Genomic DNA, 23,809 nt, shown 5'->3' with positions numbered 1-23,809 from the left:
ACATGGCATTCGAAGGATTATCGGAACGGCTTCAGGCCAGCCTCGCGAAAATGCGCGGGAAAGGCAAGATTTCTGAAGCGGACGTCAAAGAGATGATGCGTGAAGTACGTCTTGCGCTTCTCGAGGCGGACGTCAACTTCAAGGTCGTGAAACAATTCGTCAGCGACGTGAAGGAACGCGCAATCGGTCAGGATGTCATGACATCCCTGACACCAGGTCAGCAAGTCGTCAAAATCGTCCATGACGAATTGACGAAACTGATGGGTGGGGAAGTTTCACCACTTCAAATCGCGAGCAAACCACCGACCGTCATCATGATGACCGGGCTCCAGGGTGCCGGTAAGACGACGACGACAGGAAAGCTTGCGAATCATCTGCGGAAGAAAATGAACCGCAGCCCGCTTCTCGTCGCGGCGGACATCTATCGTCCAGCCGCGATCAAACAGCTCGAGACCCTTGGCAAGCAGCTTGAACTGCCGGTCTTCTCAATGGGAGATCAGGTCAGCCCTCAAGAGATCGTCAAAGGTGCGCTCGACTATGCAAAAGAGCATCACCACGATATCGTGTTGATCGATACGGCCGGTCGTCTCCATGTCGATGAAGCCCTCATGCAGGAGCTCGTCGACGTCAAGGAGATCGCGAAGCCAAATGAAATTTTCCTTGTCGTCGACGCGATGACGGGTCAGGACGCGGTCAATGTGGCCGAGAGCTTCAACGAGAAGCTCGGTGTCACAGGTGTCGTCCTGACGAAACTCGACGGGGACACACGAGGCGGAGCCGCCCTCTCCATCAAGGCAGTCACCGGAGCACCGATCAAGTTCGTCGGTCTTGGAGAGAAGCTCGATGCCCTCGAACCGTTCTATCCCGAGCGGATGGCGTCACGAATCCTCGGCATGGGAGATATGCTCTCTCTGATTGAAAAAGCAGAGGCTCAAATGGACGCATCGCGCGCCAAAGAGCTCGAGAGCAAAATGCGAGATGCATCGTTCACTTTCGACGATTTCATCGAGCAGTTACAGCAAGTGAAACAGATGGGTCCTTTGGATGAGTTGTTAGGAATGATTCCAGGCGCCGGTAAGATGAAAGGGCTGAAAAATGCCCAAATCGACGAGAAGCAACTCGTTTACGTCGAAGCGATTATCCAATCGATGACGAAACGAGAGCGGACCGAACCGGAAATCCTCAACGCGAGCCGCCGCAAGCGGATCGCCCGCGGAAGCGGTCGGAGCATTCAAGAAGTGAACCGACTGATCAAGCAGTTCGAGGACATGCGGAAGATGATGAAACAATTCTCCGGCCAGATGGGCAAAGGAAAAAAGAAAGGCGGCTTTGGCCTCCCGTTCTTCTAAAAGTCTTTTCTCTTTCGCTGTAACGTTGTATACTATTGAAGTTGTCAAATCGACTAAAAACTATATCTATTATTTGGAGGGACTTACGAATGGCAGTTAAAATTCGTCTTAAGCGCATGGGCGCAAAAAAATCACCTTTCTACCGTGTGGTAGTAGCAGACTCACGTTCACCACGTGACGGTCGTTTCATCGAGCAAATCGGATACTACAACCCGGTTGCTAAACCAGAGGCTGAAGTGAAGCTCAACGAAGAGCTCGCTCTTAAATGGCTCGCTGAAGGTGCTAAACCTTCTGACACAGTCCGTAACCTCTTCTCGCAAGCAGGTATCATGGAGAAATTCCACAACGCGAAACTCGCGAAGTAATGACGATGGAGGTGGGCGAAAGCTTGCCTCCTTTTGCTATGGAAGGAGGAACATGCATGGAATGGTTGGAAGTGGCGAAAATCGCCAACACGCACGGATTAAAAGGGGAATTGAAACTGCTCGCAAGCACCGATTTCCCGGAAGAACGTTTCAAAGTCGGTAACGAGGTCTTCATCGGCACCGAGACGGAGAAGTTGCCCGTGACGATCAGCGGATACCGGAAACATAAACAGTTCCACATGGTGACGCTGAAAGGGATGCACCATATCAACGACGTCGAGAAGTACAAAGGTCTGAAAATCTATGTGCACCCTGAAGTGTTGCAGGAACTCGCAGAGCACGAATTCTACTACCATGAGATCATCGGCTGTGAAGTCTATGACGGTGAGGAGTTGATCGGCGTCGTCTCTGAGATCCTTGAGACAGGGGCGAACGATGTCTGGACGATCAAGCGACAAGGAAAGAGGGACGTCTTGATCCCGTACATCGAACAGGTCGTCGCCTCGGTCGATGTAAAAGCAAAACGGATCCAGATCACACCGCTTCCGGGACTGATCGAAGGATGAAGGTGACCGTGCTCTCGCTCTTTCCCGAGATGTTCGAGGCGCTTGACCACTCAATCGTCGGCCGTGCGCGGCGGGAAGGCCGTCTGCAATTCGAGGCGGTGAACTTCCGCGACTATTCGACGAACAAACACGGGAACGTCGACGACTATCCATATGGAGGAGGCGCCGGCATGCTCCTGACGCCGCAGCCGATCTTCGACGCCGTCGAGACGGTCGCAAAAGACGCGAAACGCATCATCGCAATGACACCGACCGGCAGACGGTTCAATCAGAAAATGGCGGAGGAGTGGGCGAAAGAGGAAGAACTCGTCTTCCTCTGCGGTCATTACGAAGGATTCGACCAGCGAATCCATGACGTCCTCGTCACGGATGAAGTCTCGCTCGGTGATTTCGTTCTGACTGGCGGTGAACTCGCGGCCATGACGATGATCGACGCTACGGTGAGGCTCTTGCCTGACGTTCTCGGGCAAGCCGCAAGTCACGAAGACGACTCGTTCTCGACCGGACTGCTCGAATATCCGCATTACACCCGTCCGGCGGAATTCAGAGGAATGAAGGTCCCTGACGTCCTTCTGTCCGGCAACCATTCAAAAATCGAGGAGTGGCGCAGGCAGGAGTCGTTGAAGCGGACGCTTGAACGGCGGCCAGACCTCCTCGAGAACGCTCCGTTGTCGGAGAGGGATCTTCTGTTTTTGAAGTCGATTTCGGGATTGTCAAAAGACTGAATGTATGATAAGTTAAAACATGTGGCAAAATGCCCACCATTAACGATGTTCCGCTGTTGGATGCTTGAATAGCAAATGAAGATAAGAACATTGGTGAAAAAGGAGAAATGATTCATGAACACACAACAATTGTTCCGTGAAATCACGCAAGAGCAAATCAAAACAGACGTCCCAGCATTCCGTGCCGGTGACACAGTAAAAGTACACGTTAAAGTCGTCGAGGGAACGCGCGAGCGTATCCAGCTCTTCGAAGGCGTAGTCATCAAGCGTCAAGGTGGCGGTATCAGCGAAACGTTCACAGTACGTAAAATTTCGTACGGTGTAGGCGTTGAGCGTGCATTCCCGCTCCACTCACCACGCGTTGCGCAAATCGAAGTAGTTCGCTACGGTAAAGTCCGTCGTGCGAAACTTTACTACCTTCGTAACCTTCGTGGTAAAGCGGCTCGTATTAAAGAAATCCGCCGTTAATCATGTGAAAAAGTGGCTTGTCATCCGACAAGCTTCTTTTTTTTGCTCCGACTAGCTATACTTGTGTAAAAGAGTGAGGTACAAGGAGTGAAGGGAATGAAAGAACTATTCAGCTGGATCAAGGCGCTCGTCGTAGCGCTCGTCATCGCATTCATCATCCGCAATTTCCTGTTCGTCCCGGTCAGCGTCGACGGGGAATCGATGATGCCGACTTTGCAGGACAGGGACCGGATGATCGTCAACAAGGTGCCTTACTACTTCGATGAGCCGGAACGGGGCGACATCATCGTCTTCCATGCGACGGAGGAACGGGATTATATCAAGCGGGTCATCGCGGTCCCGGGCGACACGGTCGCTTATCGTGATGATGTCCTCTATATCAACGACAAGAAGGTGGATGAACCGTATCTCGACCCTTTCAAGGACGAGATGGAAGGACTGCCTCTGACGAACGACTTCACGCTCGAGGAAGTGACGGGCGAGACGGAAGTGCCCGAGGGAAAGGTCTTCGTTCTTGGTGACAATCGTCAAAATTCGAAGGACAGCCGGATGATCGGATTCATCGACGAATCACAAATCGTCGGGACGACGGATGTCGTGTTCTATCCGTTCGACAGCATCCGGATGGTCGACTGAAGCAGGTGTTCTCGAAGCTTGTCTGCCGGCAAGCTTCTTTTTTTGTTATACTGGTTCTAGCGCAAAATTGTCTTGAAGGGGTGTTGGCGTTGAAAGAAGTAATGAGCTGGATTAAACCGCTGGCTGTCGCGCTCGTCGTGGCATTCGTCGTGCGAACATTCCTGTTCGTGCCCGTCATCGTCGACGGCGAATCGATGGAGCCGACGTTGCAGAACGAGAACCGGATGATCGTCAATAAGCTGCTCTATTATATCGATGAGCCGGAACGTGGGGACATCGTCGTCTTCCACGCGACGGAAGAGCGTGATTATATCAAACGTGTCATCGCGGTACCGGGCGACCGGTTGCAGTATAAGGACGACATCCTCTATGTCAACGGGAAGAAGGTCGACGAACCGTACCTCGAACCGTTGAAGGAACAGGCGGAGCCGTTGACGTATGATTTCACGCTCGAGGAATTGACGGGCGAGACGGAAGTGCCTGAGGGCAAGGTCTTCGTCATGGGTGACAACAGGCAATATTCACAAGACAGCCGGGACATCGGTTTTGTCGATGAAAGCAAGATCGTCGGGACGACAAGTGTCGTCTATTATCCATTCACGGATATCCGGACGGTCGATTAATAGTTGAGGTGAACGAATAATGGCAATTCAATGGTTCCCGGGCCACATGGCGAAAGCTCGCCGTGAGGTCACGGAAAAATTAAAACTGATCGATGTCGTGATCGAACTCGTCGATGCACGTGTTCCGATGTCGAGCCGAAATCCGATGGTCGATGAAATCACGGCAGGAAAGCCGCGTCTGATCGTCCTGAACAAGTCGGACATGGCCGATCCGCGCGTGACCGAGCAATGGATCAAGTCGCTCAAACGGGACGGTGTGGACGTCGTCGCAGTCGACGCGAAGCACAGCAAAGGTCTTGGGCAGATCCATGAAGGAGCGCTTCGCCTGATGAAGGAGAAGCATGACCGGATGATCGCAAAAGGGCGCCGGCCGAGTGCGATCCGTGCCTTGATCATCGGGATCCCGAACGTCGGGAAGTCGACGCTGATCAATCGGCTCGCAGGTCGCAACATCGCGATCACGGGTGACAAGCCCGGTGTGACGAAGCGTCAGCAGTGGATCAAGATGAAGACGGGTGAGATGGAGTTGCTCGATACGCCAGGTATCCTCTGGCCTAAGTTCGATGACCAGCGCGTAGGCTACCGTCTCGCGGCCACCGGTGCGATCAAGGACGATATCCTGCATCTCGACGATATCGCGCTGTTCGCGGTCCGTGAACTGAAGACGCGTTATCCGGAACAGCTTCGCGAGCGCTATCGTCTCGAAGAACTTCCCGGGGACGCCGTCGAGGTGCTCGAGGCGATCGGCAAGAAACGCGGATTCGTCACTGGCGGGTACGTCGACTTCGCGCGGACGAGCGAGATGCTGCTCCATGAGCTGCGGACCGAGAAAATCGGCCGACTGACGCTCGAGACCGTCGAGGAATGGGAAAACGAATGATTCAAAGGCCATGGGATCAACTGATCTCAGGCCTTTTTCTGAAAAAAGGGAGAGATGAGGATGCCGGAAAGCATTGGCGCCATCAAGCAGCGGCTCACTGAATTAAGCCGGGAGGAATGGTTTGAAGAGCGGAAGAAGCTCGCGCTGGACCCGCGTAAAGGGGTGGGACAGCTGATCGGACGAACCGACAGCCGGTTCGAGAGGGAAGAGAGAGCACGAGCGTCCTTCCTCGAACGAATGGCCTTCGAGACAGCATATATGAAGGCGGGATACGAACAAATCGCAGGTGTCGATGAGGTGGGACGTGGACCGCTCGCAGGACCGGTCGTCGCTGCAGCCGTCATCTTGCCTGAAGGCTTCTACCATGGCGGTCTGACGGATTCGAAGCAGATGTCGAAGGCGGCGCGTGCAGCGGCTTACGACGCGATCATGGCGCAGGCGAAGGTCGCGATCGGGATCGTCGACGCAGGGGCGATCGACCGAATCAACATCTATCAAGCCTCGAAACAGGCGATGGAGCAGGCGGTCAGGCAGCTCGAACCGGATGCGTTGCTCGTCGACGCGATGACGCTCGACCTCCCGTTGCCGCAAGAGGGATTGATCAAAGGTGACGCACGGAGTGTCTCGATCGCTGCGGCAAGCGTCGTCGCGAAGGAGACGCGGGACCGGCTGATGGAGGAATATGCGCGCGAGTTTCCGGGCTATGGCTTTGAACGCCATGCCGGATACGGGACGGCAGAACATCTCCTCGCGCTCGATTCGCTTGGCGTGACCCCGATTCATCGGAAAACATTCAAACCGGTCACTGACCGGCTGTAAAGGAGGAGCCAGCATGCAGATCGAACATCGCGGCATTCAACCGTACAAGATCATCGATCAATCGAACATGCCGCTGCGTGAGGGCGGCATCGTCACAGGGCGTGTGCTGAAGCTGTTGCCTGAAGGACTCGTCGAGCTCAGGATCGGCCAGCAGGTCCTGACGGCAGGGACGGCAGCCAACTTGAAGGAAGGGATGAGCTACCGGTTCGTCGTCACCGAACTTGGGAATCAGCCTGTCCTGAAGCTTCTTGATCAACAGGCAGAGCCGGGGCTAAAGAAGGTGCATCTGCTTGAACTGCTGTCGAAAAAGGAATCGTTCGACGGGACGACGCGCGACTTGCTCGCGTCACTCGGGAGACGGACCGTCGAAGAGGGATCGGGACAAGCGCTGAAGCAGGCGATTCTTGAACTTCATCAGCTGGCAAGGGATGCGGGGAGCGGGATGGACAGGAAGTTGAGCGATCAGTTACTCGGTCAACAGCTGGTACCGGCAGGAAATGAACAAGGAAAAGGACAATTTTTATTTCAAGTCCCTTATTTCGGTCCGTTCGAAGATTTAGAAGTTCACATCGAAGCGCCTTTCGAGAAGAAGGAATTCGACCCGGATCATGCTCGTCTGGCTCTCTATCTCAAGCTTCCAGCACTCGGCGAGATCTTGCTCGACGTTCTCGTCAACGAGCGGAGGGTATCGATCTCCGTCTATCATGAAGAAGCGCAAGTCGGTGCGTTCATGCGGACCTATGAGGAACAGCTGGCAGAGACGCTTTCGAAGGAAGGTTATCAGCTGCATCGTTTCGAGCATGTGGCAGAGAAGAGGGAACGGACGCCGGTCGTCCTCCATGCCGAGCAAGGAAGGGTGGATTATCAAGCATGAAAAAGAAAGCGATCGCCCTTACATACGAAGATCAAATGCACGCCCCGACCGTGGTCGCAAAAGGAAATGATGTCATCGCCGAAAAAATCATCGAACAGGCGCTGCTCCATGATGTCCCGATCAGGGAGGACAAGACACTCGTCGCCCTGCTCGACGCGGTCGAAGTGTCAGAACAGATCCCTTCCGAGTTGTATGGTCTCGTCGCAGAACTGTTTGCGTTCCTTTACAAGCTCGATCACGCAGAAAAGCCGAAAAAATAATGCTTTCGGTCAATAACAATAGACAGCGCTTCCAATTTTAACTACAATGAAAGAGCCGAAACTAAAGGGGTTAAGGGGGATTTTTTCATGAATGTACATGAGTATCAGGCAAAAGAGTTACTTCGTTCATACGGTGTACCTGTACCGAACGGTATCGCTGCGTTCACGGTCGAAGAGGCTGTCGAGGCGGCAGAACGTCTGTCAGGTCCGATCAAAGTCGTCAAAGCACAAATTCACGCAGGGGGTCGCGGTAAAGCTGGTGGGGTCAAACTGGCAAAATCGCTAGAAGAAGTGAAGGAGTATGCGACGGAGTTACTCGGCAAAACGCTCGTCACACATCAGACTGGTCCAGAAGGAAAGGTCGTTCAGCGTCTTCTCGTAGAAGAAGGATGCGCAATCGACAAGGAATACTACCTTGGAATCGTGCTTGACCGCGTCACAAGCCGTGTCGTCATCATGGGTTCAAGTGAAGGTGGAATGGACATCGAGGAAGTGGCGGAAGCGACTCCTGAAAAAATCATCAAGGAAGTCGTCGATCCGGCTGTCGGACTTCAAGCTTTCCAAGCGCGTAAGCTTGCTTTCGCGATGGGCGTGCCTGCGAAGCTCGTCAACAAGTTCGTCTTCATGGTGACGAAGCTCTATACGTTCTTCGTCGACAAGGATTGCTCGATCGCTGAGATCAACCCGCTCGTCACGACGAAGGACGGGGACGTCCTCGCACTCGACGCGAAGCTCAACTTCGATTCGAACGCGCTTTACCGCCACAAGGACATCGTCGCACTCCGCGACGAGACGGAAGAGGATCCGCGTGAAGTGGAAGCTTCGAAGAGCGACCTCAACTACATCGCGCTCGACGGCAACATCGGATGTCTCGTCAACGGTGCCGGTCTTGCGATGGCTACGATGGACATCATCAAACATTACAGCGGAGACCCAGCGAACTTCCTCGACGTCGGCGGCGGCGCGACGAAGGAGAAGGTCACGGAAGCATTCAAGCTGATTCTCTCTGATGAGAACGTAAAAGGGATCTTCGTCAACATCTTCGGAGGCATCATGAAGTGTGACGTCATCGCTGAGGGCATCGTCGCAGCGACGAAGGAAGTCGGACTCGAGCTTCCGCTCGTCGTGCGCCTTGAAGGTACGAATGTCGACGCAGGAAAACAGATCCTGAAGGATTCAGGACTCGCAATCACAGCAGCTACATCAATGGCAGACGGCGCAGAAAAAATCGCTGCGCTCGTGAAGTAAGGGGGAGCTAGAGATGAGTATTTGGGTTAATGAATCGACGAAGGTCATCATTCAAGGTATCACTGGGAACCAGGGGATGTTCCATGGCGAACAGATGTTGGAATACGGAACGAAGCTTGTCGGCGGTGTCACGCCAGGTAAGGGCGGTACAGAAGTACTCGGCGTACCGGTATTCGATACGGTAGCTCAAGCTGTCGAGAAGACTGGCGCTAACGCTTCGATCATCTATGTCCCGCCGGCATTCGCTGCGGACGCGATCATGGAAGCGGCTGATGCGAACGTCGAATTGATCGTCTGCATCACGGAAGGTATTCCGGTGCTCGACATGGTCAAGGTCAAACGTTATCTCGAAGGTAAACCGGTTCGCCTGATCGGACCGAACTGCCCGGGTATCATCACGCCAGGCGAGACGAAACTCGGTATCATGCCAGGTTACATCCACACGCCAGGACATGTCGGAATCGTCTCACGCTCTGGAACGCTTACGTATGAAGCGGTTCATCAGTTGACGACAGCAGGAATCGGCCAATCGACAGCTGTCGGTATCGGTGGGGACCCTGTCAACGGGACTGACTTCATCGACGCGCTGAAGGCTTTCAACGAAGATGAGGACACGAAAGCGGTCATCATGCTCGGAGAAATCGGCGGTACTGCTGAAGAAGAGGCTGCTGAATGGGTGAAAGCGAACATGAAGAAACCGGTAATCGGCTTCATCGGCGGACAGACGGCTCCAGAAGGCAAACGGATGGGCCACGCGGGCGCCATCATCTCTGGAGGCAAGGGAACTGCAGCTGAGAAGATCAAGACGCTCCGTGCGAACGGGATCGAAGTCGCTGAAACACCGGCAATCATCGGTGAGACGCTCATCCGTGTCATCAAAGAAGCAGGCATCTATGACGAGTGTGTCACTGGATCGGCTGTGAAGTAAGAAGAAGTAAGAAGGCGAAAAGCCGTCCTGAATGATCAGGACGGCTTTCTTCTATATAAAAGGAGGTTTTCGGATGAAGAAGGAACTTTATCCCCGTCTTGCGGCCTGCGGGGTGTCTTGGAAAATCGTCGAGCTGATCGAACGTTTCGGATGGATCGAGCCACGGGAACTCCCGGTGTCGGCGAACGAGCGAAGACGATATGAACGTGCACTGGACATGCCGGATACCCCGGATGCCTGGACGATCGCGGATGAAGATTTTCCGGAGCGCCTCAGGACGATTCCGGATCCGGTCTATGCCTTATTCTATCGAGGTGACCGGACCTTGCTTCAAAAGCCGTCAATCAGCATCATCGGCAGCCGTCACCCGTCCCAAGACGTCTCTTCCCGCCTGACCTTCCTCAAACCGCTTTTTGAAGCCCCGATAGCCACCGTCTCGGGCGGTGCGTACGGCATCGACTCCTACGTCCATCGCCTCTCCCTGAAGCATCGTCAGCCGACGATCGCCGTCCTCGCGAACGGAATCGGCCATTCCTATCCAAGGGCCCATCTCCCATTATTTGAGCGCATTTCGGAAACCGGTCTTCTCCTCTCCGAATATCCTATGTTCACCACTCCGTCCAAACACCAGTTCCTCGCCCGCAACCGGATCATCTCAGCCCTTTCAGGCGTCCTTGTAATCTTAGAAGCCAAGCGTAAAAGTGGCACGATGAACACGGCAGGCCACGCGCTCGCGCAGGGGAAAGATATCTATTGCCTGCCCGGATGCCCGACGAATCCATGCTTCTCCGGAACGAATCAGCTGATCGCAGAAGGGGCGTTTCCCTTGCTAAATCCAAGTGAACTTGTAAAAAGTATCCTGATGAGCGTTGACAAACAGGAAGACACAACACTATGATAAGTGAGATTAAAATACGAGTACGCCTCTAAAAAGGGGAGCGATTGTAATGGCGAATTATCTAGTAATCGTCGAATCACCTGCTAAGGCGAAGACGATCAAGCGCTATCTCGGGTCGAACTATACCGTGAAAGCTTCGATGGGGCACGTGATCGATCTGCCAAAAAGCCAAATGGGTGTCGACGTCGAACATGACTACGAACCGAAATATATCACGATTCGGGGCAAAGGCCCTGTCTTGAAAGAATTGAAGACAGCAGCGAAAAAAGCGAAGAAAATCTACCTCGCGGCTGACCCCGACAGAGAAGGGGAAGCTATCGCATGGCACCTCGCGAAGGCGCTCGGCGTCGACGAGTCGACGGACTGCCGGGTCGTCTTCAATGAAATCACGAAGGACGCGATCAAGGAATCATTCAAGAAGCCGCGCAAGATCAACTATGATCTTGTCGATGCACAGCAGGCGCGCCGCATTCTCGACCGTCTCGTCGGATACAGCATGAGCCCGCTCCTTTGGAAGAAGATCAAGAAGGGTTTGTCGGCAGGACGTGTCCAGTCGGTCGCCGTCAAGATGATCATCGACCGGGAGCAGGAAATCAACGCATTCCAACCGGAAGAGTACTGGACGATCAAGCTTGAACTCGACGCGAACGGTGAGAAGCTCGAAGCGAACTTCTATGGCGTCGACGGCAAGAAGGTCGAGCTGTCGTCTGAGGATGACGTCAACGCGATCCTTTCGAAGATCGGTAAGGAATTCACGGTCGACTCCGTCACGAAGAAGGAACGCCGCAGAAATCCGGCACTTCCGTTCACGACGAGTTCCTTGCAGCAGGAAGCTGCCCGCAAACTGAATTTCCGTGCGAAGAAGACGATGATGATCGCACAGCAACTCTATGAAGGTATCGACCTCGGTAAGGAAGGGACTGTCGGTCTCATCACCTACATGCGTACCGACTCGACCCGTACTTCCGATACGGCGAACACGGAAGCGCAAGGCTTCATTGAAAACGCCTATGGCAAGGAATATATCGCGAGCGAAAAACGGAAGGACAAGAAGGCGACGAACGCACAAGACGCGCACGAAGCCGTACGTCCGACATCAACGCTTCGTGACCCGCAAGCAGTGAAGTCCTATCTGTCACGCGATCAGTTCAGACTCTACAAACTGATCTGGGAGCGGTTCGTCGCGAGCCAGATGGCTCCTGCCGTTCTCGATACGGTCAAGATCGACCTCGTCTCGAACGGCGTGACGTTCCGGGCGAACGGATCGACCGTCAAGTTCCCGGGCTTCATGAAGGTCTATATCGAGGACACGGATGACGAGGCGGTATCGGATGTCAAGGAAGGTCTGCTTCCGCCGCTCGAAGACGGAGAGGTCCTTCCGCAAGAGGCGATCGAACCGAAACAGCACTTCACTCAACCACCTCCGCGCTATACGGAAGCGCGACTCGTCCGTGCTATGGAGGAACTCGGCATCGGACGACCTTCGACGTATGCACCGACGCTCGATACGATCCAGAAACGGGGATATGTGACGCTTGAGGAGAAGAAGTTTCTCCCGACGGAACTCGGTGAGCTGGTCATCGACATGATCAGCGACTATTTCCAAGAGTTCATCACCGTTCAATTCACGGCGGACATGGAAGCTTTGCTCGATGCGATCGAGAAGGGCGACATGCGCTGGACCGAAGTCGTCGACCCGATCTACAAGTCGTTCGAGAAACGTCTGATCCGGGCAGAAGCAGAGATCGAGAAGATCGAGATCAAGGATGAGCCGGCAGGCGAGGATTGTGAAGTTTGCGGACATCCGATGGTCATCAAGATGGGCCGATACGGCAAGTTCATGGCATGTTCGAACTTCCCGGAATGTCGAAACACGAAGCCGATCCAAGTCGAGATCGGTGTCAAGTGTCCGACATGCAAGACAGGTGACATCGTCGAGCGACGCAGCAAGAAGGGACGCCTCTTCTATGGCTGTTCGAACTATCCGGAATGTGAGTTCGTCTCATGGGATAAACCGGTCGCAGAACCGTGTCCGACCTGCTCGGGCATGATGGTACAGAAAAAAATCAAGAACGGCGTGAAAGTAGAATGTACAGTTTGTGGACATCATGAGACACGCATGGATCAAGAGGAGGAATAACCGTTGAAACGTGTAACGGTAATCGGCGCGGGGCTCGCAGGTTCTGAGGCAGCTTGGCAACTTGCGAAGCGCGGCGTCCAAGTCGATTTATATGAAATGCGTCCTGTGAAGCAGACACCTGCCCATCACACGGATCAATTCGCAGAGCTCGTCTGCTCGAACTCGCTCCGCGCGAATCAGCTGACGAACGCGGTTGGCGTATTGAAGGAAGAGATGCGTCGCCTGGATTCGCTGATCCTCAAAGCGGCGGACCTCGCAAGTGTGCCAGCTGGCGGAGCACTCGCCGTCGACCGGCATGACTTTGCCGGATACGTCACGGAGACGTTGAAGAACCACCCGAACATCACAGTCCATCACGAAGAGATCGGTGCGATCCCGGAAGGACCGACGATCGTCGCGACCGGACCGCTTACGAGCGAGTCACTGTCAGCATCGCTGCAAGAGTTCACTGGAGAAGACTATCTCTACTTCTTCGATGCTGCAGCACCGATTCTCGACGGCGATACGATCGACCGTGAGAAGGTGTACTTGAAATCCCGCTACGACAAAGGGGAAGCAGCCTACTTGAATTGCCCGATGACGGAAGAGGAATTCACGGTCTTCTACAACGAACTGATCAAGGCGGAAGTCGTCCCTCTCAAGGAATTCGAGAAGGAGATCTACTTCGAAGGCTGCATGCCGTTCGAGGTCATCGCGTCACGCGGACCGAAGACGCTCTTGTTCGGACCGATGAAGCCGGTCGGTCTCGAGGACCCGAAAACCGGGAAGCGTCCTTATGCGGTCGTTCAGCTCCGTCAAGACAACTCGGCGGGTACGCTCTTCAACCTCGTCGGTTTCCAGACACATTTGAAGTGGGGCGAGCAGAAGCGGATCATCCGTCTTATTCCTGGCCTTGAGAATGCTGAAATCGTCCGTTATGGTGTCATGCACCGGAACACGTTCGTCAACTCGCCGAGCCTGCTTAAGCCGACCTACCAGACCCGTATGCGGGACGACCTGTTCTTCGCAGGGCAAATGACAGGCGTCGAAGGATACGTCGAATCAGCAGCCTCCGGTTTGACTGCCGGCATCAACGCAGCGCGACTCGTGCTCGGAGAAGACATGATCACCTTCCCGAAAGAGACGATGATGGGTTCGATGGCGCACTACATCACGACAGCGGAGGGTAAACACTTCCAGCCGATGAACGCGAACTTCGGTCTTGTTCCGGCACTCGAAGGACACCCTGTCAAGATGAAGAAACCTGAAAAGTACGCTCTTTACGCAGAACGCGCCCTCGCATCGATCGAGGACTACCGTTCGCTTTAATGAATGGCAAAAGGGGAGAAAGGTGCGCTTTAAGCGCGTCCTTTCTACCCCTTTCTTGATTTTTCGAAAAAGAACGATAATTTCGTCTATTTTAAATGAGGTTCTATTGTCAGACTACTTACTGTGTGCTATGCTAAGGGCGATTCGAGACGAGAACGAAAAGGGGGTTCGGAAATGGGGCCAGATATGGACGTAGAGAAGCTGCGAAGAGCGTTTTTGCAGTATGTGCATATTGAACGCCAGCTTTCCCCGAACACCGGTCGTTCGTATGATCAGACACTTCGAAAATACGCCGCATTTTGCCAGGATCATGCCCTTGATCCATTTGATTTGGCATCCGCGCGGCGTTATTTGTATGCACTTTACGAAGTGGAGCAGCTCTCGAGCGCCTCGATCGCGCAGAAGGTCTCCTGCTTGAAGCAATTCGGCCGGTTCATCACGCGTGATACCCGCGAAATCAATCCGTTCGACGGATTGAAAGCACCGAAAAAATCGAAAAACCTGCCAACATTCCTCGTTCCGTCGGAGTATGAAAAGTTCTTGGGTGCCTTTGAGACGGACGATCCGCTCGGACGCAGGAATGTGGCGATGATTGAACTGTTCTATGCGACGGGGATAAGGGTCAGCGAGTTGACTGGGCTCGATATCGATGACCTCGATGGCGATATGTCATTTCTACATGTATACGGGAAAGGCCGGAAGGAGCGGATCACACCGATCGGCTCCTTCGCTAAGGAAGCACTCATCCGTTATTTAGATGAACGTCAGGCGTTCGCGAATGAGGAAAAGGCCCTTTTCGTCTCCCGTACAGGGAGAAGGCTGACACCAGACGCCGTTCGTAAAATTTTCAAGCGAAGCGAGTCTCTTCTTTCGAAACACGTGACGCCGCACGCCCTCAGGCACAGCTTTGCGACGGACCTGCTCGAACGGGGGGCGGATTTGAGGGCCGTCCAGGAATTGCTCGGCCATGCTTCGCTCTCGACTACTGGCCATTATACGCACGTGACGAGCGAACGGCTCCGTCGCGTCTATCAACAAACGCACCCACGTGCTTAAGGGAGGACACCATATGTTCCATGCGACTACAATATTCGCGATTCAACATAAAGGACAATCCGCGATGAGCGGGGACGGACAAGTGACGTTCGGCAACCAGGTCATCATGAAGAAGAGTGCGAAGAAAGTCAGAAGACTTTATGGTGGAAAAGTGATCGCCGGTTTCGCCGGCAGCGTTGCGGATGCGTTTACGCTGTTCGAGAAATTCGAGGCGAAACTTGAGATGTACAACGGAAATCTTCAGCGGGCTGCTGTCGAGCTCGCGAAGGAGTGGCGGGGCGATAAGATGCTTCGTCAACTCGAGGCATTGCTGCTCGTGATGGACGGCAACCATTTGCTCCTCGTCTCCGGTAACGGTGAGGTCATCGAGCCGGATGACGGGATCCTCGCCATCGGATCAGGCGGAAACTACGCCCTCGCAGCCGGTCGTGCCTTGAAAAAACATGCACCGCAGCTTACGGCGCAGGAAATCGCGCAAGCTGCGCTTGAGACTGCCGGCGAGCTGTGCGTCTTTACGAATGATCAAGTGATACTCGAAACGATTGGAGGAGAGGCGAATGCATGAATTGACGCCAAGACAGATCGTAGAGAAGTTGAACGAACACGTAATCGGGCAGGGCGACGCGAAGAGAGCAGTCGCGATCGCACTGAGGAACCGGTATCGACGCCAGCTGCTTGAGGCAGGGATGCGGGAAGAAGTGACGCCGAAGAACATCCTGATGATCGGACCGACCGGAGTAGGGAAGACAGAGATCGCCCGTCGACTTGCGAAGCTAGTCGGTGCACCGTTCGTCAAGGTCGAAGCGACGAAGTTCACGGAAGTCGGCTATGTCGGACGAGACGTCGAATCGATGGTCCGCGACCTTGTCGAAGCATCGCTTCGCCTCGTCAAGGAGGAGAAGAAGGCGGCACTCAAGGACCGGGCCGAAGCTGTAGCGAACGAACGAATCGTCGACGCGCTCGTTGGCAAGAAATCGAATCCGCTGAGCGGCGGAGGAAATCCGTTCGAGATGTTGTTCGGTGGACAGAAGACGGCTGAACCCGAAACAGCGAACGATACGGCAGACCGTTCACGGATGCGCCAGCTCCTCCTGCTCGGGGAACTCGAGGATCGCGTCATCGAAGTCGACATCGAGGAACGACAAGTCGACCTCTTCTCGGGCCAACAGGGAATGGAGGGGCTCGCGAACCTTCAGGACATGCTCGGTCAGATGATGCCGAAGAAGACGAAGAAACGTCAATTGACGGTTCGGGAGGCCCGACCGCTGTTGACAGCGGAAGAAGCGGAGAAGCTGCTCGATCTGAACGAAGTCCATGATGAAGCGGTCCGCCGGGCGGAGCAGATGGGGATCATCTTCGTCGATGAGATCGATAAGATCGCGACGAAGGGCCATGACAGCGCCGGTGTGTCCCGCGAAGGAGTCCAGCGGGATATCCTGCCGATCGTCGAAGGATCGACCGTCGTGACGAAGTATGGGCCGGTCAAGACGGATCACGTCCTCTTCATCGCGGCAGGTGCCTTCCATATGGCGAAACCGTCCGACCTGATCCCAGAACTGCAAGGACGCTTCCCGATTCGTGTCGAGCTCGACAGTCTGACGGAAGCTGATTTCGTAAAAATCTTGACAGAGCCGAATCAGGCGCTGCTCAAGCAATATAAGGCACTTCTTGCAGCCGAGAAGGTCCATGTCGATTTCACGGACGAAGCAATCCGGGAAATCGCACGCATCGCGGCGCAAGTCAACGACGAGACGGACAACATCGGCGCCCGTCGTTTGTATACGATCATGGAACGCGTCCTCGAAGAGTTATCGTTCGAGGCGGCGGACATGCCGGAGACCGATGTGACGATCACGCCCCAATATGTAACGGAGCGTGTCGGTAAAGTAGCAGATGATCGTGACCTGAGTCAGTTCATCTTATAAGTGGAGGAAGAAATCATGAATCTATTGGAAAAAACACGGAAACTAAATGCGATGCTGCAGCAGGAAGCAAGCACGCATGTCGACTTCAAGGTAATGGCTGATCGCCTGAGCGAGGTGATGGAGGCGAACACGTTCATCGTCAGCCGTCGCGGCAAGCTGCTCGGTTTCGCAATCAAGCAGCAAATCGAGAACGCCCGGATGCGTTCATTCCTCGAAGATCGCCAGTTCCCGGAAGAGTATACGAAAAATCTGTTCAACGTCACTGAGACGACGGCGAACATCAAAATCGACAGCGAGCATACGGCATTCCCAGTCGAGAACCGTGAGATGTTCGAGACGTCGAAGACGACGATCGTGCCGATCATCGGGGGCGGCGAGCGTCTAGGCACGCTCGTTCTCGGACGACTCGACGACGACTTCAATGAAGAGGATCTCGTCCTCGCGGAATATGGCGCGACAGTGGTCGGGATGGAAATCCTGCGCGAAAAGGCTCATGAGGCAGAGGACAAAGCACGTAAGAAGGCGGTCGTCCAAATGGCGATCAACTCGCTCTCTTACTCCGAGCTTGAAGCGATCGAGCATATTTTCGACGAACTCGATGGAAACGAAGGGCTGCTCGTCGCTTCGAAAATCGCGGACCGCGTCGGAATCACTCGCTCCGTCATCGTCAACGCACTTCGCAAACTTGAGAGCGCAGGTGTCATCGAATCCCGTTCACTCGGTATGAAAGGGACGTATATCAAGATTTTGAACGATAATTTCCTGTTCGAGCTTGAACGGGTGAAATCGAACTGAACAGATGCGCCGAAAGGGCATGAGTGAAAGGACCTACTTCACTCGTGCCCTTTTTATTTATAGGCTAATCGAATCATTTTTATAAAAAATGTCAATATAAGGGGTCTTTTATACTCTTCCATTCCCCTGATTTTAAAAAAACTTCTTTCAAATAGCATTACCATTTGTTTCAATTATTTCAGATATGTTACTAAACGCTTACGGTTAGCCGTGCTATTGTTTTTTCAATATTGCGAATGTTGGAGGTATTCAAGCATGAATTGGCTAGGATCGGACTATAATTTGATGACGAACGCCATCGGGCGGACCGTCGCATCACAGAAGGTCATCGCGAACAATATCGCGAATGTGGATACACCAGGGTATAAGGCGAAACGTCTCGTATTCAATGACGTGCTCGATACACAAATGAAGCTTAGCCTGAAGCGCCACACGACGATCGAATCGAACGGATCAATCGTCGACCGTTCATCTAACATGCGAAACGATGGGAACGGGGTCGACATCGATCTTGAAATGTCTGAACTATCGCGTAATCAAATCGAATATGAGGCGCTCGTCGAGCAACTCAATCGTAAATATGCAGGTCTTGAATCTGTCATCAGAGGAGGCCGTTGAGCATGAGCATGTTCTCGGGTTTTCATACATCGGCCTCAGGATTGACGGCCCAGCGTCTGCGTCTAGATACGGTATCGTCGAACATCGCGAACGCACAGACGACGCGCGGTGAACTCGTCGAAGGGAAGTGGCAACCGTATGCACGGAAGCTCGCTGTCCTGAAAGAGACGGCGAGTGGCGTGACGGTAAGTGAGATTCGAAAAGACAGTGAGCCGTTCAAACTCGAATACAACCCGAATCATCCGGATGCGGACGAACTCGGGTACGTGAAGATGCCGAACGTCGACCTGTTGAAGGAAATGGTAGACATGATGGGGGCGACACGGTCTTATGAAGCAAACGTGACAGCGCTCAATGCAACGAAGGCGATGCTCGTCAAGGCAATGGAAATTGGTAAATAAAGAGGAGTGACATCATGGAAATTCAACCGATTCAATTTCAGACGATGGGAATCTCGTCGATGCAAGCGCCTAAGGCGACACCGTCGGATTTTGGCGCGTTGCTCAGCGATGCCATCAGTGGTCTGAACGAGAAGCAGAACGTCTCTTCGCAAGCCCGTGTCGATTTGGCCACGGGGAAGACGACGGACTTACATAACATCATGATCAAGACAGAAGAAGCATCGCTCTCTATGCAGCTTGCCATCGAGGTACGGAACAAGGCAATGGAAGCATACCAAGAAATGATGCGTATGCAGCTGTGACCGTTACTGAAGGAGTGGGAGATGCTAGATGAACGAAAATATGAAGGCGCGGCTTGATTCCGCGAGAAAAGCGTGGCAGGAATGGCCACTTTCGAAAAAAGCGATGATCCTCTCCTCGATCGTCCTCTTCCTTGCGGTGGTGATCGGGGCAGTGATTTGGTTGAGCAAACCGTCGATGACACCGCTCTACTCGAAGCTGTCTCCTGAAGAGGCGGGGCAAGTCACCGAAAAATTGAATGAGGACGGTATCGCCTCAGAAGTCGTCAGCGGTGCGACCGGAGTGACAATCCTAGTACCTGAGGAATCAGCGGAACAATTGAAGGTCGATCTTGCGACGGCAGGAATACCGAAGTCAGGTCAGATCGACTATTCGTTCTTCAGCGAGAACGCGGGCTTCGGGACGACTGATAAGGAAATGAACATCCTAGAACGCGATACGATGCAGACTGAACTCGAGAACCTGATCAAACAGGTCAATGGGATCGAGGACGCGAAGGTTATGATCACACTGCCTGAGAAAAGCGTCTTCCTTTCAGACAAAGAGGAAAGTTCGAGCGTCTCCGTCGTCTTGACGGCAGGGGCGGGTTCAGAGTTGAATCAGCAGACGGTCCAGGGGCTCTATCACCTGATCGCGAAGAGTGTGCCGAAGCTCAGTGAAGAGAACATCACGATCATGGACCAGTACTTCACATACTACGAACCGGTGAAGGGAACGAGCATCGCCGGAGGCGGCACGGACCCGATGCAGCTGAAGAAGCAGACGGAAAAGGATCTGCGTCAGCAGATCCAACAGATGCTTTCAGTCGTTCTCGGATCGCAGAAAGCACTCGTCTCCGTCACGGCCGACATGGACGTGACACAGCGGCAAGAGGAACAAAAACTCGTCGAACCGGTCGATGAGGACAAAATAGAAGGTATCGTCACTTCTGCCGAGAAGGTCGCTGAAGCCTACACAGGCGGCGCGACGGAAGGTGCTGCAGGGACTGGGGAGAACGATACGATCAACTATCCTGAAGGGAACGGAGCGACGAGCGACTCGAGTGAGAAGACGCATGACATCATCAACTATGAAGTCAACCGGATCACGAAGCAGATCAGCGGCGCGCCGTATGAGATTCGTGATCTTGGAATCCAATTGATCGTCGAACCGCCGCAAGGACAGCAACAGATTGATGCCCAGCTCCAGGCAGACTTGCAGACGATGATGTATTCGATCATTAGGACTTCACTTGCGAAAGAAGATGCGAAGACGACGCTGACAGACGCGGAACTTGCGAACAAGGTCGTCGTCATGTCGAGACCGTTCGCTGTGACAGCAGAGCAAGTCAAGACGGAAGAGACCGTACCGACCTGGGTCTGGTATGTCGTTGGAGCCGCGGCACTCGCCATCATCGGAGCGATTTTCGTGATGATGCGCCGCAGAAGAGCGAATCAACTCGAGGAACAGGATGAATGGGTGCCGATTGAAACGGAGATTCCTGAACTCGATATGGACGACAAGAGTGAAGGTGCCGTCAAACGGAAGCAGCTGGAGAAGCTTGCTGAATCCAATCCGGATGAATTCGTCAAATTGTTACGCACTTGGCTAGCGGAGGATTGAGGAAATGAAGAAGTTAGCACTGAACAGCCGGGAAAAAGCAGCGATTTTAATGATATCGCTCGGACCTGAAGTGGCTGCAAATGTCTATAAACACCTATCAGAAGAGGAGATGGAGTGGTTGACACTCCAAATCTCAAGCATCAAGCGGATCGAGACGGAGGACAAGGAAGGCGTCATGACAGAGTTCCACGACATGGCGATGGCGCAGAACTACATCACGCAAGGCGGCATCGGGTTCGCGAAATCGGTCCTCGAGAAGGCGCTCGGTGAAGAGAAGGCGATGGAGCTGATCTATCGCCTGACCTCGACGCTACAAGTACGCCCGTTCGAGTTCGCACGTAAAGCCGACCCGAAGCAGCTGCTCAATTTCATCCAGAACGAGCATCCGCAGACGATCGCCCTCGTGCTTGCCCATCTCGATCCGGCGAAATCAGGTCAGATCCTTTCGGAGTTGCCGGCTGAGGCGCAGACGGACGTAGCTCGTCGAATCGCGACGATGGACCGGATGAACCCGGAAATCATCAGTGAAGTCGAACAGATCCTGGAACGTAATCTCTCCCAATCCGGCATGCAGGATTACGCGCAATCAGGCGGAATCGAATCGGTCGTCCAAGTGCTCAACGGAGTCGACCGGACGACGGAACGTACGATTCTCGATGCCCTCGAGATCCAGGATCCGGAACTTGCAGAAGAGATCAAGAAGCGGATGTTCGTCTTCGAGGACATCGTCACGCTCGACGCACGGGCCATCCAGCGTATCATCCGGGAAGTCACGAACGAGGACTTGCTCCTCTCGCTCAAGGTGTCGTCAGAAGACGTCAAGGAAATCGTCTACCGCAACATGTCACAGCGCATGGTCGAGACATTCAAAGAAGATATGGAATTCATGGGACCCGTCAGACTGCGGGATGTCGAAGAAGCTCAGAGTCGTATCGTAGGTATCATCAGACGCCTCGAAGACATGGGTGAGATCGTGATCGCCCGCGGCGGAGGAGATGATATCGTTGTCTAACGTCATCAAGCGTCAGTCCGTGATGGAACGAGGGGCACAAACGATCGTCCATCTGCAGGCACGGCAGGAAGAGGTACCGGCAGTACAAGTTTCACAAGAGCATCATTTGATGGAAGAGTTCGAACAGGAACGAATCCAGTTCGCGCGAGAAGTCGAGCGTGTACGTGAGCAAATCGAGCAGGAGCGGGTCAGCACCCTCGAGCTCGCGAAAGAACGCGGATATGCTGACGGATTCGAAGCAGGGCGACAGGACGGCAGAGAGGCGTACAGAGAGCGAATCGAGGCGACGAACACGTTCGCAGGACAGCTAGAGGTGCTCCTCGCGCGTCAAATCGACGCGTTCGAGCAGGAGATGCTGGAGCTTTCGCTTGCTGTAACAAAGCAGTTCCTCCATGAAACACTCACGCAGGATGACGAGAAGCTCGCGTCGATGATCGAGAAGCTGCTCATCCAGTTCCGTGACCGGGAGAAACTGATCCTGTTCGTCCATCCGGAACAATATGAAAAGGTGCTCCGGTTTGAAAATCGTCTTAAGAAAATATTGCCGGACGAAGTCACTCTCGGTCTTCGGATCGACGAGACGTTGCCGGTACATGACTTTAGGATCGAGTCGGAAAAAGGAGCCATCACGAGTGGTGTCGAGACAGGATTCGCAAATCTGTCGGACAAGATCAGTGCGGTGCTTCGCGATGAGTAGATTTGAAGCGGTTCAAACACTGCTCGAACAGGTCCGGCCGGATGAACTCGTCGTTCACTCCGGCAAAGTCGTCCAGGTCATCGGCTTGATGATCGAGTCGAGCGGTCCGACGGTCGTATCGATCGGCGAGCGATGCTTGATCAGGATGCGTAACGGCCTTGGTATCGAAGCGGAAGTCGTCGGCTTCAAGGACGGGAACGTCCTGCTGATGCCTTACGGTGAGACGACGGCGATTGCTCCGGGATCAGATGTCATCGCGACAGGGAAACCGCTTCACGTACCTGTCGGTGAAGGATTGATCGGCAAGGTGCTAGACGGGCTCGGACGAGCGCTCGACGGCGAGGATCTCTCGAAGCTAGATACGACGTCGATCGTCAAGACGCCGCCAAACCCGCTCGAGCGTCCGCGAATCGACGAAGTCCTCTCGACCGGCATACGCGCAATCGATGGCTTGCTGACTGTAGGGAAGGGACAACGGGTCGGTTTGTTCGCCGGCTCCGGGGTCGGGAAGTCGACGCTTCTCGGAATGATCGCCAAACGATCGACGGCGGACATCAACGTCATCGCCCTGATCGGTGAGCGTGGACGGGAAGTGAAGGAATTCATCGAGGCAGAGCTTGGGCCTGAAGGGATGAGCCGGTCGGTCATCATCGTAGCCACGAGTGATCAACCGCCGCTCGTCCGGCTGAAAGGTGCCTACACGGCGACCGCAATAGCAGAATATTTCAGGGATCAAGGCAAGAACGTCGTCCTGATGATGGATTCCGTCACCCGGTTCGCGATGGCGCAACGGGAAATCGGACTCGCGACCGGAGAGCCGCCTGCATCGAAAGGGTATACCCCGAGCGTGTTCGCACTGCTTCCGCAGTTACTTGAGCGAAGCGGCAGAACGACGGCCGGGTCGATTACAGCATTCTACACGGTACTCGTCGACGGTGACGACATGAACGAACCGATTGCGGATGCCGTGCGGGGGATTCTCGACGGGCACTTCGTCCTCGATCGCAGTCTTGCGAACAAGGGACAGTATCCGGCGATTCACGTCCTGCGCTCGATCAGCCGGGTCATGAACCAAATCACAGATCCCGAACAAAAAGAAGCGGCAATCCTGTTCAGACAATTGTTGTCGACCTATCTCGATGCAGAGGACCTGATCAACATCGGCGCCTATAAGAGCGGAACGAATCAGGAAATCGACAGAGCCGTCGAAAAATATCCGAAATTGATTGAATTTTTGAAGCAGCGTGTCGAAGAGAAAAGCTCATTCGATGAAGCGCTCACCGCACTGTTTGCAGCAAGCCGCTAAGGAGGTCCAT

The 23,809-nt window shown here is 53.9% G+C and carries 27 protein-coding genes; all 27 read left to right on the top strand.

Translation table 11 applies throughout. The annotated features are described in order from the left end of the window. Window positions 1-2 precede the first annotated feature (2 nt). The 27 genes from ffh to fliI all read left to right on the top strand — a co-directional run bounded on the left by ffh (window position 3) and on the right by fliI (window position 23,799). On the top strand, window positions 3-1,349 hold the full coding sequence (ffh, locus tag DFG60_RS07350) for a signal recognition particle protein (protein ID WP_114571104.1): 1,347 nt from the start codon (window positions 3-5) through the stop codon (window positions 1,347-1,349). Window positions 1,350-1,438: 89 nt separating this feature from the next. Continuing rightward, window positions 1,439-1,714, top strand: coding sequence for a 30S ribosomal protein S16 (gene rpsP, locus DFG60_RS07345; protein ID WP_114571103.1), 276 nt, complete (start codon window positions 1,439-1,441; stop codon window positions 1,712-1,714). A 56-nt stretch (window positions 1,715-1,770) separates the two neighbouring features. Then, window positions 1,771-2,280 carry a ribosome maturation factor RimM gene (gene rimM, locus DFG60_RS07340; RefSeq protein ID WP_114571102.1) on the top strand — a complete coding sequence of 170 codons (510 nt, stop codon included), beginning with the start codon at window positions 1,771-1,773 and terminating at the stop codon, window positions 2,278-2,280. Next, complete coding sequence (trmD, locus tag DFG60_RS07335) at window positions 2,277-3,005, top strand: tRNA (guanosine(37)-N1)-methyltransferase TrmD (RefSeq protein ID WP_114571101.1); 729 nt, start codon at window positions 2,277-2,279, stop codon at window positions 3,003-3,005. The genes rimM and trmD overlap by 4 nt, the downstream gene beginning before the upstream one ends. A gap of 114 nt (window positions 3,006-3,119) precedes the next feature. Continuing rightward, on the top strand, window positions 3,120-3,473 hold the full coding sequence (gene rplS, locus DFG60_RS07330) for a 50S ribosomal protein L19 (RefSeq protein ID WP_114571100.1): 354 nt from the start codon (window positions 3,120-3,122) through the stop codon (window positions 3,471-3,473). Window positions 3,474-3,569: 96 nt separating this feature from the next. After that, window positions 3,570-4,109 carry a signal peptidase I gene (lepB, locus tag DFG60_RS07325; RefSeq protein WP_114571099.1) on the top strand — a complete coding sequence of 180 codons (540 nt, stop codon included), beginning with the start codon at window positions 3,570-3,572 and terminating at the stop codon, window positions 4,107-4,109. 89 nt (window positions 4,110-4,198) lie between these two features. Further along, window positions 4,199-4,732 (top strand): signal peptidase I, encoded by a 534-nt coding sequence (gene lepB / locus DFG60_RS07320; protein ID WP_114571098.1) that lies wholly within the window; start codon window positions 4,199-4,201, stop codon window positions 4,730-4,732. 19 nt (window positions 4,733-4,751) lie between these two features. Further along, window positions 4,752-5,612 carry a ribosome biogenesis GTPase YlqF gene (gene ylqF, locus DFG60_RS07315; RefSeq protein WP_114571097.1) on the top strand — a complete coding sequence of 287 codons (861 nt, stop codon included), beginning with the start codon at window positions 4,752-4,754 and terminating at the stop codon, window positions 5,610-5,612. A 60-nt stretch (window positions 5,613-5,672) separates the two neighbouring features. Further along, a complete protein-coding gene (locus DFG60_RS07310) occupies window positions 5,673-6,431 on the top strand; it encodes a ribonuclease HII (protein WP_114571096.1) in 759 nt (252 codons plus the stop codon). Window positions 6,432-6,444: 13 nt separating this feature from the next. Beyond that, window positions 6,445-7,305 carry a hypothetical protein gene (locus tag DFG60_RS07305; RefSeq protein WP_114571095.1) on the top strand — a complete coding sequence of 287 codons (861 nt, stop codon included), beginning with the start codon at window positions 6,445-6,447 and terminating at the stop codon, window positions 7,303-7,305. After that, complete coding sequence (locus tag DFG60_RS07300; protein ID WP_114571094.1) at window positions 7,302-7,565, top strand: EscU/YscU/HrcU family type III secretion system export apparatus switch protein; 264 nt, start codon at window positions 7,302-7,304, stop codon at window positions 7,563-7,565. Before DFG60_RS07305 ends, DFG60_RS07300 begins: the two co-directional genes overlap by 4 nt. Window positions 7,566-7,652: 87 nt before the next feature. Then, complete coding sequence (sucC, locus tag DFG60_RS07295) at window positions 7,653-8,813, top strand: ADP-forming succinate--CoA ligase subunit beta (protein WP_114571093.1); 1,161 nt, start codon at window positions 7,653-7,655, stop codon at window positions 8,811-8,813. Between the two features lie 13 nt (window positions 8,814-8,826). After that, entirely contained in the window at window positions 8,827-9,741 is a 915-nt protein-coding gene (gene sucD / locus DFG60_RS07290; protein ID WP_114571092.1) for a succinate--CoA ligase subunit alpha, read from the top strand. Between the two features lie 73 nt (window positions 9,742-9,814). After that, window positions 9,815-10,639 carry a DNA-processing protein DprA gene (gene dprA, locus DFG60_RS07285; RefSeq protein ID WP_114571091.1) on the top strand — a complete coding sequence of 275 codons (825 nt, stop codon included), beginning with the start codon at window positions 9,815-9,817 and terminating at the stop codon, window positions 10,637-10,639. Window positions 10,640-10,688: 49 nt separating this feature from the next. Continuing rightward, on the top strand, window positions 10,689-12,779 hold the full coding sequence (gene topA, locus DFG60_RS07280; protein ID WP_114571090.1) for a type I DNA topoisomerase: 2,091 nt from the start codon (window positions 10,689-10,691) through the stop codon (window positions 12,777-12,779). Between the two features lie 3 nt (window positions 12,780-12,782). Further along, the gene (trmFO, locus tag DFG60_RS07275) at window positions 12,783-14,087 is read left to right on the top strand and encodes an FADH(2)-oxidizing methylenetetrahydrofolate--tRNA-(uracil(54)-C(5))-methyltransferase TrmFO (protein ID WP_114571089.1); all 1,305 of its coding nucleotides are present in this window, start codon (window positions 12,783-12,785) and stop codon (window positions 14,085-14,087) included. A gap of 174 nt (window positions 14,088-14,261) precedes the next feature. Then, window positions 14,262-15,143 (top strand): tyrosine recombinase XerC, encoded by an 882-nt coding sequence (locus DFG60_RS07270; RefSeq protein ID WP_114571088.1) that lies wholly within the window; start codon window positions 14,262-14,264, stop codon window positions 15,141-15,143. A 13-nt stretch (window positions 15,144-15,156) separates the two neighbouring features. After that, window positions 15,157-15,708, top strand: a complete 552-nt coding sequence (gene hslV, locus DFG60_RS07265; RefSeq protein ID WP_114571087.1) for an ATP-dependent protease subunit HslV — start codon at window positions 15,157-15,159, stop codon at window positions 15,706-15,708. Beyond that, window positions 15,701-17,068: an ATP-dependent protease ATPase subunit HslU gene (hslU, locus tag DFG60_RS07260; RefSeq protein WP_114571086.1), complete on the top strand. Its 1,368-nt coding sequence runs from the start codon at window positions 15,701-15,703 to the stop codon at window positions 17,066-17,068. Before hslV ends, hslU begins: the two co-directional genes overlap by 8 nt. A gap of 15 nt (window positions 17,069-17,083) precedes the next feature. After that, the gene (gene codY / locus DFG60_RS07255; protein ID WP_114571085.1) at window positions 17,084-17,863 is read left to right on the top strand and encodes a GTP-sensing pleiotropic transcriptional regulator CodY; all 780 of its coding nucleotides are present in this window, start codon (window positions 17,084-17,086) and stop codon (window positions 17,861-17,863) included. Window positions 17,864-18,118: 255 nt separating this feature from the next. Beyond that, window positions 18,119-18,481: a flagellar basal body rod protein FlgB gene (gene flgB / locus DFG60_RS07250; protein ID WP_114571084.1), complete on the top strand. Its 363-nt coding sequence runs from the start codon at window positions 18,119-18,121 to the stop codon at window positions 18,479-18,481. Between the two features lie 2 nt (window positions 18,482-18,483). Further along, on the top strand, window positions 18,484-18,882 hold the full coding sequence (gene flgC, locus DFG60_RS07245) for a flagellar basal body rod protein FlgC (RefSeq protein WP_114571083.1): 399 nt from the start codon (window positions 18,484-18,486) through the stop codon (window positions 18,880-18,882). Window positions 18,883-18,896: 14 nt separating this feature from the next. After that, window positions 18,897-19,184 (top strand): flagellar hook-basal body complex protein FliE, encoded by a 288-nt coding sequence (gene fliE, locus DFG60_RS07240; RefSeq protein ID WP_114571082.1) that lies wholly within the window; start codon window positions 18,897-18,899, stop codon window positions 19,182-19,184. Window positions 19,185-19,212: 28 nt separating this feature from the next. Continuing rightward, a complete protein-coding gene (gene fliF, locus DFG60_RS07235; RefSeq protein ID WP_114571081.1) occupies window positions 19,213-20,784 on the top strand; it encodes a flagellar basal-body MS-ring/collar protein FliF in 1,572 nt (523 codons plus the stop codon). Window positions 20,785-20,788: 4 nt separating this feature from the next. After that, window positions 20,789-21,796, top strand: coding sequence for a flagellar motor switch protein FliG (gene fliG / locus DFG60_RS07230; RefSeq protein ID WP_114571080.1), 1,008 nt, complete (start codon window positions 20,789-20,791; stop codon window positions 21,794-21,796). Continuing rightward, entirely contained in the window at window positions 21,789-22,493 is a 705-nt protein-coding gene (locus DFG60_RS07225; RefSeq protein ID WP_157964500.1) for a FliH/SctL family protein, read from the top strand. The genes fliG and DFG60_RS07225 overlap by 8 nt, the downstream gene beginning before the upstream one ends. Further along, window positions 22,486-23,799, top strand: a complete 1,314-nt coding sequence (gene fliI, locus DFG60_RS07220; protein WP_114571078.1) for a flagellar protein export ATPase FliI — start codon at window positions 22,486-22,488, stop codon at window positions 23,797-23,799. Before DFG60_RS07225 ends, fliI begins: the two co-directional genes overlap by 8 nt. Window positions 23,800-23,809 lie beyond the last annotated feature (10 nt).

Origin of the sequence: Exiguobacterium flavidum (assembly GCF_003344535.1) — a bacterium.
Taxonomy (GTDB): Bacteria; Bacillota; Bacilli; order Exiguobacteriales; family Exiguobacteriaceae; genus Exiguobacterium_A; species Exiguobacterium_A flavidum.
The sequence above is the reverse complement of the archived record's forward strand: the minus strand, read 5'-3'. Positions and strand labels throughout refer to the sequence as shown.

Bases quoted from the DNA above. Each gene is read 5' to 3' on its own strand.
- ffh (WP_114571104.1), top strand. From the start codon at position 3: ATGGCATTCGAAGGATTATCGGAACGGCTTCAGGCCAGCCTCGCGAAA.
- rpsP (WP_114571103.1), top strand. From the start codon at position 1,439: ATGGCAGTTAAAATTCGTCTTAAGCGCATGGGCGCAAAAAAATCACCT.
- rimM (WP_114571102.1), top strand. From the start codon at position 1,771: ATGGAATGGTTGGAAGTGGCGAAAATCGCCAACACGCACGGATTAAAA.
- trmD (WP_114571101.1), top strand. From the start codon at position 2,277: ATGAAGGTGACCGTGCTCTCGCTCTTTCCCGAGATGTTCGAGGCGCTT.
- rplS (WP_114571100.1), top strand. From the start codon at position 3,120: ATGAACACACAACAATTGTTCCGTGAAATCACGCAAGAGCAAATCAAA.
- lepB (WP_114571099.1), top strand. From the start codon at position 3,570: ATGAAAGAACTATTCAGCTGGATCAAGGCGCTCGTCGTAGCGCTCGTC.
- ylqF (WP_114571097.1), top strand. From the start codon at position 4,752: ATGGCAATTCAATGGTTCCCGGGCCACATGGCGAAAGCTCGCCGTGAG.
- DFG60_RS07310 (WP_114571096.1), top strand. From the start codon at position 5,673: ATGCCGGAAAGCATTGGCGCCATCAAGCAGCGGCTCACTGAATTAAGC.
- DFG60_RS07305 (WP_114571095.1), top strand. From the start codon at position 6,445: ATGCAGATCGAACATCGCGGCATTCAACCGTACAAGATCATCGATCAA.
- DFG60_RS07300 (WP_114571094.1), top strand. From the start codon at position 7,302: ATGAAAAAGAAAGCGATCGCCCTTACATACGAAGATCAAATGCACGCC.
- sucC (WP_114571093.1), top strand. From the start codon at position 7,653: ATGAATGTACATGAGTATCAGGCAAAAGAGTTACTTCGTTCATACGGT.
- sucD (WP_114571092.1), top strand. From the start codon at position 8,827: ATGAGTATTTGGGTTAATGAATCGACGAAGGTCATCATTCAAGGTATC.
- dprA (WP_114571091.1), top strand. From the start codon at position 9,815: ATGAAGAAGGAACTTTATCCCCGTCTTGCGGCCTGCGGGGTGTCTTGG.
- topA (WP_114571090.1), top strand. From the start codon at position 10,689: ATGGCGAATTATCTAGTAATCGTCGAATCACCTGCTAAGGCGAAGACG.
- DFG60_RS07270 (WP_114571088.1), top strand. From the start codon at position 14,262: ATGGGGCCAGATATGGACGTAGAGAAGCTGCGAAGAGCGTTTTTGCAG.
- hslV (WP_114571087.1), top strand. From the start codon at position 15,157: ATGTTCCATGCGACTACAATATTCGCGATTCAACATAAAGGACAATCC.
- hslU (WP_114571086.1), top strand. From the start codon at position 15,701: ATGCATGAATTGACGCCAAGACAGATCGTAGAGAAGTTGAACGAACAC.
- codY (WP_114571085.1), top strand. From the start codon at position 17,084: ATGAATCTATTGGAAAAAACACGGAAACTAAATGCGATGCTGCAGCAG.
- flgB (WP_114571084.1), top strand. From the start codon at position 18,119: ATGAATTGGCTAGGATCGGACTATAATTTGATGACGAACGCCATCGGG.
- flgC (WP_114571083.1), top strand. From the start codon at position 18,484: ATGAGCATGTTCTCGGGTTTTCATACATCGGCCTCAGGATTGACGGCC.
- fliE (WP_114571082.1), top strand. From the start codon at position 18,897: ATGGAAATTCAACCGATTCAATTTCAGACGATGGGAATCTCGTCGATG.
- fliF (WP_114571081.1), top strand. From the start codon at position 19,213: ATGAACGAAAATATGAAGGCGCGGCTTGATTCCGCGAGAAAAGCGTGG.
- fliG (WP_114571080.1), top strand. From the start codon at position 20,789: ATGAAGAAGTTAGCACTGAACAGCCGGGAAAAAGCAGCGATTTTAATG.
- fliI (WP_114571078.1), top strand. From the start codon at position 22,486: ATGAGTAGATTTGAAGCGGTTCAAACACTGCTCGAACAGGTCCGGCCG.